This is a genomic window from Pantoea sp. YR525 (genome assembly GCF_900116775.1).
In the GTDB taxonomy this organism is placed as follows: Bacteria; Pseudomonadota; Gammaproteobacteria; order Enterobacterales; family Enterobacteriaceae; genus Pantoea; species Pantoea symbiotica.
Window position 1 is genome coordinate 101,188 of the sequence record NZ_FPBU01000011.1, and the last position, 16,509, is coordinate 117,696.

At 54.7% G+C, this 16,509-nt stretch carries 9 protein-coding genes; 4 read left to right on the plus strand and 5 right to left on the minus strand.

Translation table 11 applies throughout. From position 1 onward, the window contains the following. Nucleotides 1-61: 61 nt before the first annotated feature. Together pagP and BM323_RS20920 are read left to right on the plus strand one after the other, a co-directional pair. On the plus strand, nt 62-619 hold the full coding sequence (gene pagP, locus BM323_RS20915) for a lipid IV(A) palmitoyltransferase PagP (RefSeq protein WP_036650228.1): 558 nt from the start codon (nt 62-64) through the stop codon (nt 617-619). Continuing rightward, nucleotides 609-2,126, plus strand: a complete 1,518-nt coding sequence (locus BM323_RS20920) for an alpha/beta hydrolase (RefSeq protein ID WP_008110602.1) — start codon at nt 609-611, stop codon at nt 2,124-2,126. Before pagP ends, BM323_RS20920 begins: the two co-directional genes overlap by 11 nt. Here the strand turns inward: BM323_RS20920 and BM323_RS20925 are convergent. The 3 genes from BM323_RS20925 to BM323_RS20935 are packed head-to-tail and all read right to left on the minus strand — an operon-like array spanning nt 2,113 to nt 7,222. Continuing rightward, entirely contained in the window at nt 2,113-3,078 is a 966-nt protein-coding gene (locus BM323_RS20925) for an acyltransferase (protein ID WP_008110604.1), read from the minus strand. The genes BM323_RS20920 and BM323_RS20925 overlap by 14 nt on opposite strands. Then, complete coding sequence (locus BM323_RS20930; RefSeq protein ID WP_008110606.1) at nt 3,075-6,137, minus strand: efflux RND transporter permease subunit; 3,063 nt, start codon at nt 6,135-6,137, stop codon at nt 3,075-3,077. The genes BM323_RS20925 and BM323_RS20930 overlap by 4 nt, the downstream gene beginning before the upstream one ends. Further along, the gene (locus BM323_RS20935; protein WP_008110608.1) at nt 6,137-7,222 is read right to left on the minus strand and encodes an efflux RND transporter periplasmic adaptor subunit; all 1,086 of its coding nucleotides are present in this window, start codon (nt 7,220-7,222) and stop codon (nt 6,137-6,139) included. The genes BM323_RS20930 and BM323_RS20935 overlap by 1 nt, the downstream gene beginning before the upstream one ends. Before the next feature lie 760 nt (nt 7,223-7,982). Here BM323_RS20935 and BM323_RS20940 point away from each other — a divergent pair. Both BM323_RS20940 and BM323_RS20945 read left to right on the plus strand, forming a co-directional pair. Beyond that, nucleotides 7,983-10,670 (plus strand): cation-transporting P-type ATPase, encoded by a 2,688-nt coding sequence (locus BM323_RS20940; protein WP_008110611.1) that lies wholly within the window; start codon nt 7,983-7,985, stop codon nt 10,668-10,670. Nucleotides 10,671-10,795: 125 nt separating this feature from the next. Beyond that, complete coding sequence (locus BM323_RS20945) at nt 10,796-11,836, plus strand: AI-2E family transporter (RefSeq protein WP_036650232.1); 1,041 nt, start codon at nt 10,796-10,798, stop codon at nt 11,834-11,836. A 72-nt stretch (nt 11,837-11,908) separates the two neighbouring features. Here BM323_RS20945 and BM323_RS20950 read toward each other — a convergent pair whose 3' ends face one another. Next, nucleotides 11,909-14,953 (minus strand): efflux RND transporter permease subunit, encoded by a 3,045-nt coding sequence (locus BM323_RS20950; protein ID WP_008110615.1) that lies wholly within the window; start codon nt 14,951-14,953, stop codon nt 11,909-11,911. Continuing rightward, complete coding sequence (locus BM323_RS20955; RefSeq protein ID WP_008110617.1) at nt 14,953-16,041, minus strand: efflux RND transporter periplasmic adaptor subunit; 1,089 nt, start codon at nt 16,039-16,041, stop codon at nt 14,953-14,955. Before BM323_RS20955 ends, BM323_RS20950 begins: the two co-directional genes overlap by 1 nt. Between the last annotated feature and the right edge of the window lie 468 nt (nt 16,042-16,509).

The window sequence follows — 16,509 nt, forward strand, 5'->3', positions numbered from 1 at the left end:
CTTTAGAGCACATCAGCTTTTCCACTCCTTTTCGTGGCGGTGAATTTCAGAGGCATACATGATGCGAACTCTTCAGGCGGCCTGGTTGCTTACTCTGGCCCTGTTTGTCTGTCCCGCTTCGGCGGCCAACTCGCTCAGCGATGGCTGGGAATGGCTAAAGCAGGACGTTTCACAAACCTGGCAGGAACCGCAGTATTACGATCTCTATCTGCCTTTCATTAGCTGGCATGCCCGCTTCGCCTACGATAAAGAGAAAACCGATAACTACAATGAAATGCCGTGGGGCGGCGGGTTTGGCGTCTCGCGCATTAACGAAGACGGCAACTGGAGCGCGCTCTATGCCATGGCGTTTAAAGATTCGCATAACAAATGGCAACCGATCGTGGGATATGGCTGGGAGAAAGGCTGGTATCTGGATCAAGCGCAAGATTTCCGTCTCGGTCTTGGGCTAACCGCCGGGATTACCGCGCGCGATGACTTCGCCAATTACGTGCCGCTACCGATTGTTTTGCCGCTGTTCTCCGCCGGTTATAAACGTTTTAACGTGCAGTTCACCTACATTCCCGGCACGTACAACAACGGTAACGTGCTGTTCGCCTGGGTACGCTATGCCTTCTGATTCTGCCAACGCGTTGCATAAAGACCGCATCAGCAAAGTCCTTAAGCGCATTGCTTTAGGTTTGCTGGTTTTGCTGGTGATGTTCCTGGTGATCCGCGGTTATCAATCTGAGCAGGGACCGCCACTGCATCGCTGGCATACGTGGTCGGCGGATGAAATGTCGGTGGATGAGATCGATCGCGCCAGCTTCGCGGATTATCTGACGCGTGAAGCGGCCATTTTCCACGACATGAAAATCAACGTGACCGATCAACTCAGTGACGATGAGAAAACGGCACTCAATCGCTTCAACGCGCAAAGCCCGGTTTATCCGGCGCGATTCGACACCGACTGGAACCGTTCTTACATCCTCGAACCAGAAGGCGAAGTGAAAGGCGCGGTGGTGCTGCTGCATGGATTAACCGATTCGCCCTACAGCATGCGCTATCTGGCGCAGGCGTATCAGCAAAAGGGTTTTGTGGCGGTGGTGCCGCGCCTGCCTGGACACGGCACGGCGCCCGGTTCGCTCACCAAAGTTGACTGGCAAATGTGGATGGCGGCAACCCGCTTAGCGGTGCGGGAAGCGACGCGTCTGGCGGGAACCAAGGTGCCTTTGCATCTGGTTGGATACTCGAACGGCGGTGCGCTGGCGGTGAAATACAGCCTCGATACGCTGCAGAATAACGCGCTGCGTAAACCGCAACAGTTGGTATTGCTGTCGCCGATGATTGGCGTCACTGCTTATGCGCGCTTTGCCGGATTAGCTGGCTGGCCCGCCATCATTCCCGGCTTCGCCAAAGCGGCGTGGCTGAGCATCATCCCGGAATACAATCCCTTTAAATACAACTCGTTTCCGGTGCGCGCGGCGCGTCAATCGTGGCTGCTCACTCAGGCGATGCAGGATCAGCTGCTGCATGTGATTCGCGGCGGCAGCATGACGGCGTTTCCGCCAGTGCTGACTTTCCAGTCGGTGCTGGATTCCACCGTCAGCACCCGCGCGGTGGTCAATGCGTTCTATCGCTATTTACCGGATAACGGCAGTGAACTGGTGATGTTCGACGTCAATCAGGCCGCGAACTTACGCGCGCTGTTCAGGCCAGCGCTCTATTCGGCGGTCAATGATTTGTTGCCGCCTGCGCCGCGCCGCTATGCTTCAACGGTGATCACCAACGCATCACCGACCACTTATCAAACCGTGGCGCGCATGACGCCGGCGGATCAGACGCAAGAGATCGTGCGTTCGATGCATGAAGCCTGGCCGCAGGATACCTATTCGTTATCGCACATTGCCGTGCCGTTCCCGCTCAGCGATTCGCTGTATGGTCGCGAGCCAACGGAGAAGAATCGCTATGGCATTAGCTTTGGCACTATCTCGCTACGCGGTGAAACCGCCAGCCTGATCGTTGGGCTGGATACGCTGATGCGCAACACCTCCAATCCGTTTTTTGATTACATGATGCTGAAAATTAAGGGGCGCATTGATTGCAGCAGCCAGCCCAATCTGCCGGCTTGCTTTACAGCGTTATGACTTTTTTTAGCCAGCCGCTGGCGAGGATCAGTTTAGAGAGCAGCACCGAAGCGGCGAAGGTCACGGCTATCAGCGTCAGTTTGGTGGCCAGCGAGGTGATTGGAATCAGTGCGGTGAGCAGATGAAAAACTGAGTAGTGCAGAATATAAACGCCGGTCATGGTTTTGCTGATGGTCGCCAGAATGGTCTCTTTAACCAGCGCATTGCGGCGAAAGCGCACCTGACTGGCGGCGATCACCAGCACCACCACCAGTAGATAGATCTGCGAGCCGGTGAGAATAAAGGCGTTGCGATCGGCTTTGAATAACGCAAAGAAGAAGTGTTGCTCATAAAACCAGGTAAACAGGTAGATAAAGGGCAGGGCGATCACCGCGCCGCGCGCCACCTTTTTACGCTCCATCCAGTCATTAATCAGCGGATCGCACAGCAGCTGGCCGGTTAAATAAAACAGCAGCCAGGTCCAAAGCCGATATTGCGGCTCAAGCCGGAACAGCGGATCGTCCGGATGCAGCACCGCCAGCAAATCGTAGCCATACGAAAAGGCTAACAGCGCAAACACCAGCCCAATGAACGCGCGCCGATGCTGGCTGAGCCACAGCATTAGCGGGTGAAAGCTGTAGATGATAATGAAAGAGAAGACGAACCACGGCTGAATCAGATAACCGCGCTGATAGGGTTCCCACAGATAATAGACCGTCATCCAGAACAGAAACACGATCACCAGATTGCGAATCTTGCCCATCTGCCAGTTTACGTCCTGCTCGGAACGGGCATCCATAATCCCGGCGACAACAAAAAACAGCGGCGTAGCGATGGTGGAGATAAAGGTCAGAAACGCCAGAATCCAATGATAATCGTAGTCGTAGCGATCCCAGGTGTTATACACGGTAAAAAACGTCACCGCCGTCATACATCCCAGCGTTTTAATCACGTTGAGGCCAGTCACATTCATGATGCAATCGCCGCCTGTTGGCGATGGAAGCAGGCATAAATCACCGGCAGCACCAGCAGCGTCAGCAACGTGGCAAAGCCCAGACCAAACATAATCACCACCGCCATGCTCTGGAAGAATACATCGCGCAGTAGCGGCGCCAGCCCGAGCACGGTAGTAAAGGCGGTGAGCAGAATAGGGCGCAGACGCGAGGTGGCGGCGTAGATGATCGCTTCAGCCTGCGGCATTAACAGCTTCTGCTGTTCGATCTCTTCGACCAGCACAATGCCATTACGAATCAGCATGCCGCTGAGACTTAGCAGGCCGATTAGCGCCATAAAGCCGAACGGAATCCCGGTGATCAAAAAGCCCGGCGTCACGCCAATCAGCGCCAGCGGCACCGTGAGCCAGATGGCGACGGCGTTTTTCAGCGAGCTGAACATCAGCACGGTGATCACGAACATCACCAGATAACCCAGCGGAAGCGAGGTAAACACGCCTTGCTGCGCTTCACTGGAGCTCTCCGCATCGCCGCCCCACTCAATGCTGTAGCCGTGCGGCAGCGGAATTTGTTCAATCTGCGGCTTCACGCGCGCCACAATATCGCCGGACGTATCGTTACTGAGCGGATTCGGGTCGGTTTGCACGGTCAGCACGCGGCTGCGATCGCGGCGCAGAATCAGCGGATCTTCCCATTGCAGCGTAAAGCCGCTTACCACGTTGCTGAGCGGGATGTACTGCTGCTGGCTCTGGCTCCAAACCAGCACGTTATTGAGATGATTAGCGTCCTGGCGTTCACTGGCCGGTGGCCGCACGATCACCGGCAGCAGGTCAGCGCCTTCACGGTACAGCCCAACGCGGCTGCCAGTGAAATTCATCCCCAGCGCGTTATCCACGTCCTGTTTATCGACGCCCAGCTCGCGGCCCAGCGCCAGATTGAACTGCGGGCGAATCACCTTGCTGCGGTTTTGCCAGTCATTGCGCACGGTATCAGTGGCGGGATCGGCGGTGAGGATGTCGCCAACCTGGCTGGCGATCAGGCGCATTCTGTCGGGATCGGGACCTTTAATCCGCACCTCAATTGCGCTGCCGCCTGAAGGGCCAAACATCACCCGTTTAGTGCTGGCATTCACCTGCGGATACTGGCGCGCAATATAGGCATCAATGCGGTGTGACAGCGCGGCGATATTGCGCTGATCGTCCATGCGCACCATGATCTGCGCGTAGTTGCTGTACTGACGCTGCCCGTTGTAAGTGAGGATAAAGCGCATGCTGCCCTGGCCGATGGTGGTGACGGTGGACACCACGCCTTGCTGCCCGGTGATCGATTTTTCAATGTCGCTGGCCATCTGCTCGGTGGCGTTGATGTCGGTGCCGTACGGCAGCCAGAGATCGACAAAGAAGATCGGCGTATTGGCTGAAGGGAAGAAGTTTTGCCGTACCGATCCAAAGCCCCAAATCGCCAGCGCCAGCAACACCGCCATCAGCGCAAGCGTGACAGTTTTTTGCATGAGCAGCACCTTGAGCATGCGTTGATAGAGACGATAAAAACCGCCGCTGTAAGGCGAAACCTCAGCCTCAACTTTGGTCGCTGCCTGCGCTTTAAACAGCCACCATTTGATTAGCACCGGCGTGATGGTCAGCGCCGAGAACCAGCTCAGCAGCAGGGAAATCAGCAATACCTGGAACAGCGATTTACAGTACTCGCCGGTGGAATCCTGCGATAGACCAATCGGCGCAAACGCCAGAATGGCGATAATCGTCGCGCCCAGCAGCGGGAAGGCGGTGCGGCGAATGACAAAGTTGATGGTGGTCATCAGCGGCGAATTTTGCTGACGCGCGATCAGCACGCCTTCGACAATCACAATCGCATTATCCACCAGCATGCTAAGCGCGATAATCAGCGCACCCAGCGAGATGCGCTGCAACTCAATGCCGCACAGATACATGATCAGCAGCGTGCCCAGCACATTGAGCGCCAGCGACAGCGCGATGATAATGCCGCTGCGCACGCCCATAAAAATCAGCAACACGCCAACCACAATCGCCAGCGCCATCAGGAAGTTAGCAATAAAACCGTTAACCGAGTGCGCCACTTCCGCTGCCTGATCGTAGAACACGTTGATCTGGATGCCTGCCGGTTTTTCCGCCGACATCTGCTGCAGTTTGGCCTCCAGCGCGCGCCCGACATCAATCACATTCACGCCGGGAATAAACGAAATGCCCATGGTGACCGCCGGACGTCCGCTGGCGTGGTAAATGCTGGCGGGCGATTCACTCAACCCGCGCGACAGGGTGGCGATATCGCGCAAGCGGGTGGTGGCGTGATCGCCCGGCGCGCTGACCAGCAAGTCGCCTAACTCCTCAATGTTTTGAAACTCGCCGGTCGGATGCAGACGGATCGATTCCGTGCCGGCTTTGATGTCGCCCGCATTGGAAACCACGTTGAGGCGGCTTAGCACGCTGGCGAGTTGCGGCAGCGAAATGCCGCGCGCGGCCATCATTGTCAGGGAAAAATCGATATTGATTTGCTGTGGGATTACGCCGCCAAGCGCCACTTTACCAACGCCCGGTACCAGCACCAGTTCACGACGTAGCTGTTCGGCGTATTGCACCAGTTCCGGATTGCTGAAATTGTCGCCCGAAATGGCGAAGAAGAAACCAAACACATCGCCAAAATCATCGTTAACGAACGGTGCGGCCACGCCGGGCGGGAAGAAACGCGCCGCATCGCCGACTCTGCGCCGCAGTTCATCCCAGATTTGCGGCAACTGGTTGGAGTGGTAACGTGAGTCAATGTTCACTGTAATCTGCGACAGGCCGTTGGAAGAGATGGAGCTGACATTGTCGAGATAAGGCAACTGCTGCAGCGCATTTTCCAGTGGTAAAGTGACTTCCTCTTCCACCTGCTGAGCAGACGCGCCGGGATAGTGGGTGACAACCACCGCCGTTTTAATGGTAAACGCCGGATCTTCGAGACGACCAATATTAAGCAGAGCAAAAATGCCGCCGACGCCCAGTAACAGAATCGCCAGCCAGACGCGGACCGGATTGTCGATAAACTGCCGGGAGATATCCATTACAGCCCCCGCTCACGCGTCCAGATGCGAACCGGTTGTTGAGCATGCAACTCGTTGACGCCAGCGGCGACCACGCGCTCACCGGCATGCAGCCCGGCGGTGATCACCACGCCGCGATCCGTCATTTCACCGACGCTGACTTTACGATCCTCTAACGTCAGCTGCTCGCCGCTGCCTTGCACCACCCAGACATGCGGTTCATTGCGCTGGCTGTTATCGGGATTGAACACCGCTTCCACCGGCACCACCAGCGATTCGCGGTTCACGTTGGCGGGCAGATTGGCGAGGTTAATCGTCACCGTGCCACTGACGCCGCCCACCGCCGGGAAATCGTCTGGACGCGGCATGGTTAAAATGATCTGCCAGGTCAGCGAGTTGGTGTTACTGCTGTTGGTGTGCTCTTTGTAATCGGCCTGGAATTCGCGGTCTGGCAGCGAGTTGATGCGCACCACCGGGCGATAGCTCAGATTGCGCATATCCAGCGCGGTAAACAGGTTTTCCGGCACGCTGAACACCACGTCGAGCAGGTCGTTGCGGGTCAACGTGGCGATGGTCTGTCCAGCGGCGACCACCTGATGGTTGCGAACATTGACGACGGCGGCCACGCCAGTGAACGGCGCAGTCAGCGTCATTTGGCTTAACTCTTCACGGGCAATTTGTAGCGCAGCATTCGCCGCATCGCGGTTGGCACGCTGCACGTCCATTTCTGCCTTTGAAATCGCCTGACGACCGGAAAGCGTTTGGAAGCGGTCAAATTGCCGTTGGGCGAGAGTGGCGGCGGTTTGGCGTTCATTGACGCGCTGCTGTGCTTCACGCGCCGTTAACCTGGCGATGAGCTGGCCCTGCTCAATGCGGTTGCCCTGACGAATATCCAGCGATTCAATTTGCCCTGCACGTTTAAACGACAAATCGGTGGAATCGCCGGACTCAATGCGTGCCGGGAAGATGCGTTGTTGAGATTCGCCGGAAGCCATAACCTCAACGACTTTAACCATGCGCGGCGGTGGCGTGACTTCCTGTGTTTTTTGATCGCAACCAGTTGTTATAAATATAACAATGGCAACCAGCGTAATATAACGAGTCACTGTTTTATCCTCAGCAACAACGAATCCATTGTTGGCATTATTTGAGTAGATAATTTAATTACCAAGCATAGAAACAACCGCGTAAGTGAATAGTCCTACGGCGGAGCAGGTAACGATTGCAATGACAACATAAAGACTCAGACGGAGCAGGCTATAACCATACATCGTTGCCTCCATTAACCATGACCACAGAAAAACTGCGCCATCGCCCTAAAAGGTGAGAAGTATTAACGGGATGTTTTTGTTATCGATGAGCATAGACGCAGATGTCAAAAAAAGTAAAGGCAGATAGCTTGTAATATTTTTGACGAAATAAACAACATTTAACTTCATGCAATATCAAATATCAGGAATTAAAATCCTTATTGGCAGGATAAAATACTTACGCAAAGTAACCTCATTAGTTGCTTAAAAACGCCCAGCCTTATGAATTATCACACTATATTTTTATTATTCTCCGTGATCGGATTAGTCTGATGAGATAATTGCGTTCCGCATCGCGACTTTTATTGCAAAATGAATGTGTTGAATATCCCTGTGCTACGTTTATAGCGTTCATTTTTCAAAATACTTTCAATTTCGTATAGATAATACGGCTGCTCCACTGCCGCTGAGCAGCGATTAATTACATATATTTCAATCTGAAACGGACCACTTCTCCAGCTGAGTAAGTCAGGTCTGATCTTTTCGTTCAATGGCGACTTGTTAATCACGGGATATCACCGCCTTGATTTCCGAAACAGGATTTGAGGAGAAAGCGATGAATACTGCTAAACCGGAAAGTACCTATTACCAACTTTCTGTCGATGAAACGCTGGCCAGTACGCAAAGTTCCAGCGAGGGAATCAGTAGTGCTGAAGCGGCGGCGCGCTTAACACAGTACGGGGAAAATGCTCTGCCACAGAAACCCGGCAAGCCGGTTTGGCTGCGTTTTCTCGCCCACTTTAACGATGTTCTCATCTATGTTCTGCTCGCCGCCGCGCTGCTGACTGCCGTAATGGGACACTGGGTCGATACGCTGGTGATCCTCGGTGTCGCGGTGGTGAATGCCCTAATTGGACACATTCAGGAGAGCAACGCGGAAAAATCCCTGCAAAGTATTCGCAATATGCTCTCCAGCGAAACGGTGGTGATCCGCGCGGGAAATCACGAAACGCTGCCTACCACCGCGCTGGTGCCGGGTGATGTGGTGGTAATCCGCGCGGGCGACCGCATTCCGGCGGACTTGCGCGTGATTGAGGCGCACAACCTGCGCGTGGAAGAAGCGATTCTGACCGGCGAATCCACCGTGGTCGAGAAGGGTACGGACGCGTTGACCGGCGAGCTGCCGCTCGGCGACCGCACCAATCTGCTGTTCTCAGGCACCACCGTGAGTTCGGGCGGCGGCAAAGGGCTGGTGATCGCCACCGGCGGCGCCACGGAACTTGGCCACATCAACCAGATGATGTCCGACATCGAAAAGCACCGCACGCCGCTGTTGGTGCAGATGGATAAACTCGGCAAAGCGATTTTCCTGATCATCCTGGCGATGATGGCCGCGCTGTTTGTCTTCAGTTTGCTGTTCCGCGACATGCCGGTTTCTGAACTGATGCTGTCACTGATTAGCCTCGCCGTGGCATCGGTTCCTGAAGGATTACCGGCGATTATCTCGATCATTCTGTCGCTTGGCGTGCAAACCATGGCGAAGCAGCAGGCGATCATCCGCAAACTGCCTACCGTAGAAACGCTGGGTGCGATGACGGTGATCTGCTCGGATAAAACCGGCACGCTGACCATGAATGAAATGACGGTGAAAGCGATTATCACCGCCGATCAAATTTACCGCGTTGATGGCGTTAGCTATGAACCGGTCGGCGCCATCCATAAAGCCGATGACGCCGTGCCGGTGAAAGTGGCGCAAGGCTCGATACTGGAGCGCTATCTGCGCACCATCGATCTGTGTAACGACAGCCAACTGATCAAGGATGAAAGCGGCCTGTGGAAAATCACCGGCGGTCCAACCGAAGGTGCGCTCAAGGTGCTGGCCGCCAAAGGACATCTGCCTTCAGTCACCACCGAACTGCGCAATAAAATCCCCTTTGATTCGCAATACAAATACATGTCGACGCACTATCTGATCGGCGATGAAGAGTGCGTATTGCTGACAGGCGCGCCGGACGTGCTGTTCAGACATTGCCAGCAGCAGCAAACCGAAGCCGGGCTGCAACCGATCGATCTGGCGTGGTGGGAAGCCAAAATTGAAGAGTATGCGCGCGAGGGATTACGCATGGTGGCGGCGGCCTGGAAACCGGCCACGCCAGGACAAAGTGAACTGACGCATCAGGATCTGCAGCAGGGCATGATTCTGCTCGGCATCGCCGGGATGATGGATCCACCGCGACCGGAAGCCATCACCGCGATTGGCGACTGCCTGCAAGCCGGGATTCGCGTCAAGATGATCACCGGCGACCATCCACAAACCGCGATGAGTATTGGGCAGATGCTGGGGATCGGCAACGCCAGTACTGCCATTACCGGACGTGAATTGGAAGTAATGGATGATCATCAACTCGGCGAGGCGGCGCAGGCCTACGACATCTTTGCCCGTACCAGCCCGGAAGATAAGTTCCGTTTGGTGCAGGCGCTACAGAGCAAGAAAGAAGTGGTCGGGATGACCGGCGATGGCGTTAACGATGCGCCCGCACTGAAACAGGCCGATGTCGGTATCGCCATGGGGATTAAAGGCACCGAAGTGACCAAAGAAGCCGCCGATATGGTGTTAACCGACGACAACTTCGCCACCATTGCCAGCGCAGTGCGTGAAGGGCGGCGAGTGTATGACAACCTGAAAAAGACCATTTTGTTCATCATGCCAACCAACCTCGCGCAGGGCTTGCTGATCATCATTGCCTTGCTGGCGGGTAACTTAATTCCGCTGACGCCGGTGTTGATTCTGTGGATGAACATGGCGACCTCCGCCACGCTCTCTTTCGGCCTGGCATTTGAAGCGGGTGAACCCAACATCATGCGTCGTCCGCCGCGCGATCCCAAACTGCACGTGATGGATGGTTTCGCCATCTGGCGCGTGATTTTTGTTGGTTCGATGATCGCCATCAGCGCCTTCGTACTGGAAGCCTGGCTGCAACCGCGCGGCTATTCGCCGGAATTTATTCGTACGGTGTTATTACAAACGCTGGTGACGGCGCAATGGTTCTATATGTTGAACTGCCGTGTGTCCGACGGCTTCTCACTCAGCAAAGGTTTGCTGATGAATAAAGGCATCTGGATTGTTAGCGGCGTGCTGCTGGTCCTGCAATTGCTGATTATTTACGCGCCCTTTATGCAGCTGCTGTTTGGTACCACCGCGCTACCGTTACGCTACTGGATTATTACCCTGATCATTGGCTTCGTGATGTTTTTAATTGTCGAAATCGAAAAACCATTAACGCGGAGATTCAGAATCAATTAATAGCGCGTGACATTCAGGCCGGAGTAATCGCGGCCTGAATGTTTTTCGTCACTTGACCTCAAACAAGGCCCAACGCACAGGTTTTTCTCTATAATACATTTTGTATAGGATGAAGGATCTTAATGATGGGATTGAACGAGTTTCCTTTATGGTCAAGACTTTTGCGCGTACTGTTAATTCTCGCCACGCTGACCATAATTCTCACCGGTATTTATCTGGCATCGGCGTTAATTAATCAGGTGATGCTGTCGCTGTTTCTGGCGATAATGCTCGACCCATTAATCAGTCGGCTGGAAAGAAAACGCGTGCCGCGTTTGCTCTCATCCCTGCTGGTGATTGTGCTGCTGTTACTGGTGATTGTGTTCACCATCATCAAACTCACGGTATTAACCCCCGATTTAATCCAGCTGAGCCGCCAGGCGCCGCAGCTACTGGCCGAACGCTTCGAGCCGGTGACGCAGACGTTTAGTCATCTGGGCATTGTGTTGACGCCCAACGACATGCTGGCGTTTGTAGATGCAGGTGCGGTGGTACGCTTTGTCACTGGTTTCCTCACGCAAATTCCCAGCATTCTTTCCTGGTGGCTGATGGTCTTTCTGATGCTGTTTTTCATGCTGTATGAAATGAAAAATTTGAAAACCCTGTTACGCAAACAGGCCGAAGGGAAATATCAGCGCTATTACGTGGCGCTCGAAGAGGGCGTGCAAAGTGTGATCGTTTATGCCCAGGTAAAAACCCTGACCAGTATTGTCGGCGGCATTATTGTCTGGGCAGGCGCGCATCTTCTCGGCCTGAAGTTCGCTTTTTTCTGGGGCGTGTTGATGTTTGTTTTCAACTATATTCCGGTGCTGGGTTCATTTATGGCGGCGATCCCGCCGGTGCTGCAAAGTTATATGCTGTACGATATCCAAACCGCATTGGTGGTCGCACTGTTCTTTGTGGCACTGAATTTAATCCTGAGTTCAGTGATTGAGCCGTTATTATTGGGAAAACGACTAAATATGGCGCTCACTACCCAGCTGCTGGCGTTTCTTATCTGGCAATCGCTGTTGGGTATTATCGGCGCGATTCTGGCGATTCCGCTAACGTTTATGTTGAAAAAGATATTGCTGGCGAGCGCTGGGAACGAAAATCAGGGAGAGCATTTTTCAAAAAGGTCGCCATAAATGGCGACCCTACGAACACAGATCTCGCTTTTGTAGGGTCGCCATTTATGGCGACCTCAACATACCCCAGCATCAAACCTTCTTACCAGGATAAAAACTCTGATACAACACCGGCAACACCAGCAGCGTCAGCACTGTAGCGAATCCTAAACCGAAAATGATCACCACCGCCATGCTCTGGAAAAACACATCGCGCAGCAGCGGGAGAAGGCCGAGCACGGTGGTGAAGGCGGTGAGCAGAATCGGGCGCAGACGCGACGTTGCGGCATCGAGAATCGCTTGCTGCAACGGCTGATGCCGCGCCAGCTGGCGCGTTTCCTCAACCAACACGATACCGTTACGAATCAACATGCCCGACAAACTCAGCAAACCGATCAACGCCATAAAACCAAACGGAATGCCGGTAAACAGGAAGCCGCAGGTGACGCCTATCAGCGCCAGCGGTACGGTGATCCAGATCGCCAGCGCATCGCGCAGCGAGTTAAACATCAGCACGGTAATGATAAACATCGCGAGGAAACCTAACGGCAGCGAGCCAAGCAGACCGCTTTGGGCACCACGAGAACTCTCCAGCTCACCGCCCCATTCCAGATGATAGCCGGCGGGCAAATTCAGTTTTTCGATTGCCGGCTGCACGCGCGCCACAATCTCTGCGGCGGTGCGACCGCTGGCGGGATCGGGATCGGTCTGTACCGTCAAGACGCGCATGCGGTCGCGACGCATAATCAGCGGGTCTTCCCATTCCAGCTGGAAATCACTTACCAGATTGGCCAGCGGTACATAGCGCTGCTGCGCCTGACTCCACACCTGAATATTGCCAAGATGATCGATATTCTGCCGCTCCTGCTCGGCGGTTTGCAGCATGATCGGCATCAACCGCGAGCCTTCGCGCAGCAAACCGACGCTATCGCCACTGAAGTTGATACGCAGCGCCCGGTCAATATCGCGCTTGTCCACGCCCAGCTCCTGACCGCGCAGCGGTGAATACTGCGGACGAATCACTTTACTGCGCGCCTGCCAGTCATTACGCGGCGGAAACGCGCTGCCTTCGGCGAGGAAAATGTCATCTATCTGGCTGGCAATCTGCCGCAGCATAATGGGATCGGGGCCGGTGACGCGCAACGCAATCGCGCTGTCGCTGGCACTGCCGAAATTGATGCGTTTGATGCGCTCCGTCACCTGCGGGAAATGATCACGGATGTGCTGCTCGGTCTGCTGCGCCAGCGTTTCCAGCTGCTTCGCGTCCTGCACGCGCACCATAATCTGTCCGTAATTGCTGTACTGACGTGTCGCATCGTAGGTCAGCGTAAATCGCATTGCGCCCTGACCGATGGTGGTCACGGTACTGGTGACGCCCGGCTGCTGGTTGATCCAACCTTCAATCTCGCGCGCGGTTTGCGCGGTGTAATTAATATCGGTGCCATACGGCAGCCACAGATCGGTGAAGAAAATCGGCGTATTGGAGGCAGGGAAGAAGTTCTGCTTCACGTAGCCGAAGCCATAGATCGAGGTTGCCAGACACGCGGCCATCAGCACCAACGTGGTAATGCGGAAGCGCAACAGCGTAGTGAGCACACGGCGATACAGTCGGAACACCACGCCCTGATACGGCTGCGCGGTTTCTTTGCTGACAACCTGCCGACCATCCATCCACTGAACGAATACCGGCGTCAGCGTCAGCGCGGTGATCCAACTCAGCAGCAAAGAAATCAGCAGCACCTGGAACAGCGATTTACAGTATTCGCCGGTGGAATCCTGCGATAACCCAATCGGCGCGAAGGCGATGATGGCGATCACCGTGGCACCGAGCAGCGGCAGCGCGCTGCGTTTCACCATCTGCATCATCGCCTGTTGCAACGGTTTGCCGCGCTGACGATCGACCTTGATGCCTTCCACCACCACGATGGCGTTATCCACCAGCATGCTAAGAGAGATAATCAGCGCACCCAGCGACACGCGCTGCAGCTCAAGCTTAAACAGATACATGATCAGCAGCGTGCCCAGCACATTGAGCGCCAGCGAGGCGGCAATCACCATGCCGCTGCGTACGCCCATAAACAGCAGCAGCGTTCCCACCACAATCGCTAATGCCAGCAGGAAATTATTGATGAAGCCATCCACTGACTGCTTCACTTCCTGCGCCTGGTTATAAAACACGTTCAGATCGATGCCGAGCGGTTTGGCCTGCTGATGCTGCTGAATTTTGGCGCTTAACGCATCGCCAACGTCGATGACGTTGACGCCAGGCGCAAAGGAGACGCCCATCGCCAGCGCGGCGTTGCCGTTCGCGTGATAGAGATTGCCCGGCTGGTCGGTAACGCTATAGCTGAGCGTGGCAATATCGCGCAGCAATACTTGCTGGCTGCTGCCGGGCGCAGAGATCGGCAGCGCGCCGATCTCGTCCAGCGACTGAAATTCGCCGGTGGGATGGAAGCGGATGGCTTCATTGCCGAGGCGAATCTGGCCCGCATCTGAGACGGCATTAACGCTATTGAGCAAGGCGGCCACGCGCTGCGGCGTGACACCTAGCGCCGCCATCTTCTGGCTGGAGAGCGTGATATTAACCTGCTCCTGCTCGATGCCGGCAATCGCCACTTTCGCCACGCCGGGCACCAGATTCAGCTCACGCCGCAGCTGATCGGCGTAAGTCCGCAGCTCGCTGTTAGTGAAGTTCTCGCCCGACAGGGTAAAGAAGTAACCGTACACATCGCCGAAGTCGTCATTCACCAGCGGTGCGCTGACGCCGGGAGGAAACTGGCGCGTGGCATCGTCAACGCGGCGACGCAGTTCATCCCATACCTGCGGCAAATCGTCGGCGCGATAGTGGCTGTGAATCGTAACGGTGATCTGCGATAAACCGTTGCTGGAGATCGAACTGACGTTGTCGAGCGATGGCAAACGCTGCAAGGCGTTCTCCAGCGGCAGCGTAACTTCCTCTTCCACCTGCTGCGCCGACGCGCCGGGATAGTGCGTCACAATCACCGCCGATTTGATGGTGAAAAGCGGATCTTCCAGCCGGCCAATATTGAGCAGCGCAAAAATGCCGCCCACGCCGAGCAGCAGGATCACCAGCCAGCTGCGAATCGGGTATTTGAGAAACTGTTCCAGCAGGCGCATCACAGACCTCGCTCGCGTGTCCACAGGCGCACCGCCTGACCATCACGCAGATCGCTGACGCCCGCCACCACAATGCGATCGCCCACTTTTAAGCCGGAGAGAATTTCGATGCCCTGCGCATTGAGTTTTCCCACCACTACCGGCTGCTGCTGGACGTTAAGTGCATCGCCTTCACCGCTTACCAGCCACACGTAAGGCTGATTCGGCAGGCTATGATCCGGGTTAAACACCGCGTTGGCTGGCACGCGCAGCAGCGGCGTGCCATCGGAAGTGGGCAGGTTATGCATCTGCACTTTCACCGTGCCGCTCAAGCCGCTGACCTGCGGTAAATCCGTCGGGCGCGGCATCGTCAGCACCACTTGCCAGGTTAGCGTGGCGGCATCAGCTTCTGCGCGATGCTCTTTATATGCTGCGCGAAATGTCCGGCCCGGCAGCGCATTCAGGCTGATCTCTGGCTGATAACTCAGGTTCTGCACGTCGAGGCTGGTGAACAGGTTTTCCGGCACGCTGAAAATCACATCCAGCACATCGTTGCGGCTGATCACCGCCACCGTTTGTCCGGCGGCGACCACCTGATGATTTTGGGATGCTACGCTGGTGACGATGCCATCAAAGGGGGCGCGCAAGGTGTGATAATCCAGCTCCTCTTTGGCGATGTTGAGCGCCACGGCAGCGGAGTCGCGGTTCGCCTTTTGCACATCCATATCTGCCTGCGAAACCGCACTGCGCGTGGCCAGCGCGCTAAAGCGTTGATACTGGCGATCTGCCAGCAGGAATCTGTTTTGCTGATCGTTGACCCGCAATTGCGCATCGGTATCGATCAGTCGGCCAATCACCTCGCCAGCCTTAACATGGCTGCCTTCACGCACCTGCAACTGCGCCAGTCGGCCGGTACGCTTAAACGCCAGTTCGGTGTAATCGCCCGCTGAAATACGCGCCGGGAATACCCTGACTTTTTCTGTGGTATTTTCCGTCAGCGTTAGCGCTTTAATTACGCGCGGTGCGCTGATTTCATCACCGCTTTTATTGTCACAACCGATTAAAACCAAACAAATTACAAGTGCGCCCAGCACTGGCCAATTATTCATGCCCCAGCCTCAATAAGAGAGAAAGGGCGGGAATATGCCATTGTCTGAAGGAAGGAATAATGACCCTCAGCAAAATAAGGGCCATTAGAGGAAATGAATTTTGTGTGTTTAACCTTGGTTTAATTTAGCTGTGTATAGCGAAATTAATTATGCCACCATGCGCGAAACCACATGGTAAGAGAGTAAACCGATGGCGGTAGCTGATGATACTGCAATGATAATAAAGGAAATAATCATCGGTATTGTCAGGTTGTGTATTTTATTCATAATAATTCTCCCCATGAATAATAGATTCCGAGATGAAATTAAAATTAATATGCGTTACGCACTCTTTCTATTTGCATTTAAATAATAACGCTACGCAATCAGTGCTATCACTATTAGCATCACACTTCTGAATCGGTAAAAACATGACCACGGTCAGTATGCATCGGGAAAATATAATTAAAATGTGTTTTTTATTTTCGC

Excerpts from the sequence above, each read along its gene's own strand:
- BM323_RS20945 (WP_036650232.1), top strand. The coding sequence starts at position 10,796 with ATGGGATTGAACGAGTTTCCTTTATGGTCAAGACTTTTGCGCGTACTG.
- BM323_RS20930 (WP_008110606.1), bottom strand. The coding sequence starts at position 6,137 with ATGGATATCTCCCGGCAGTTTATCGACAATCCGGTCCGCGTCTGGCTG.
- BM323_RS20925 (WP_008110604.1), bottom strand. The coding sequence starts at position 3,078 with ATGAATGTGACTGGCCTCAACGTGATTAAAACGCTGGGATGTATGACG.
- BM323_RS20955 (WP_008110617.1), bottom strand. The coding sequence starts at position 16,041 with ATGAATAATTGGCCAGTGCTGGGCGCACTTGTAATTTGTTTGGTTTTA.
- BM323_RS20940 (WP_008110611.1), top strand. The coding sequence starts at position 7,983 with ATGAATACTGCTAAACCGGAAAGTACCTATTACCAACTTTCTGTCGAT.
- BM323_RS20950 (WP_008110615.1), bottom strand. The coding sequence starts at position 14,953 with ATGCGCCTGCTGGAACAGTTTCTCAAATACCCGATTCGCAGCTGGCTG.
- BM323_RS20920 (WP_008110602.1), top strand. The coding sequence starts at position 609 with ATGCCTTCTGATTCTGCCAACGCGTTGCATAAAGACCGCATCAGCAAA.
- pagP (WP_036650228.1), top strand. The coding sequence starts at position 62 with ATGCGAACTCTTCAGGCGGCCTGGTTGCTTACTCTGGCCCTGTTTGTC.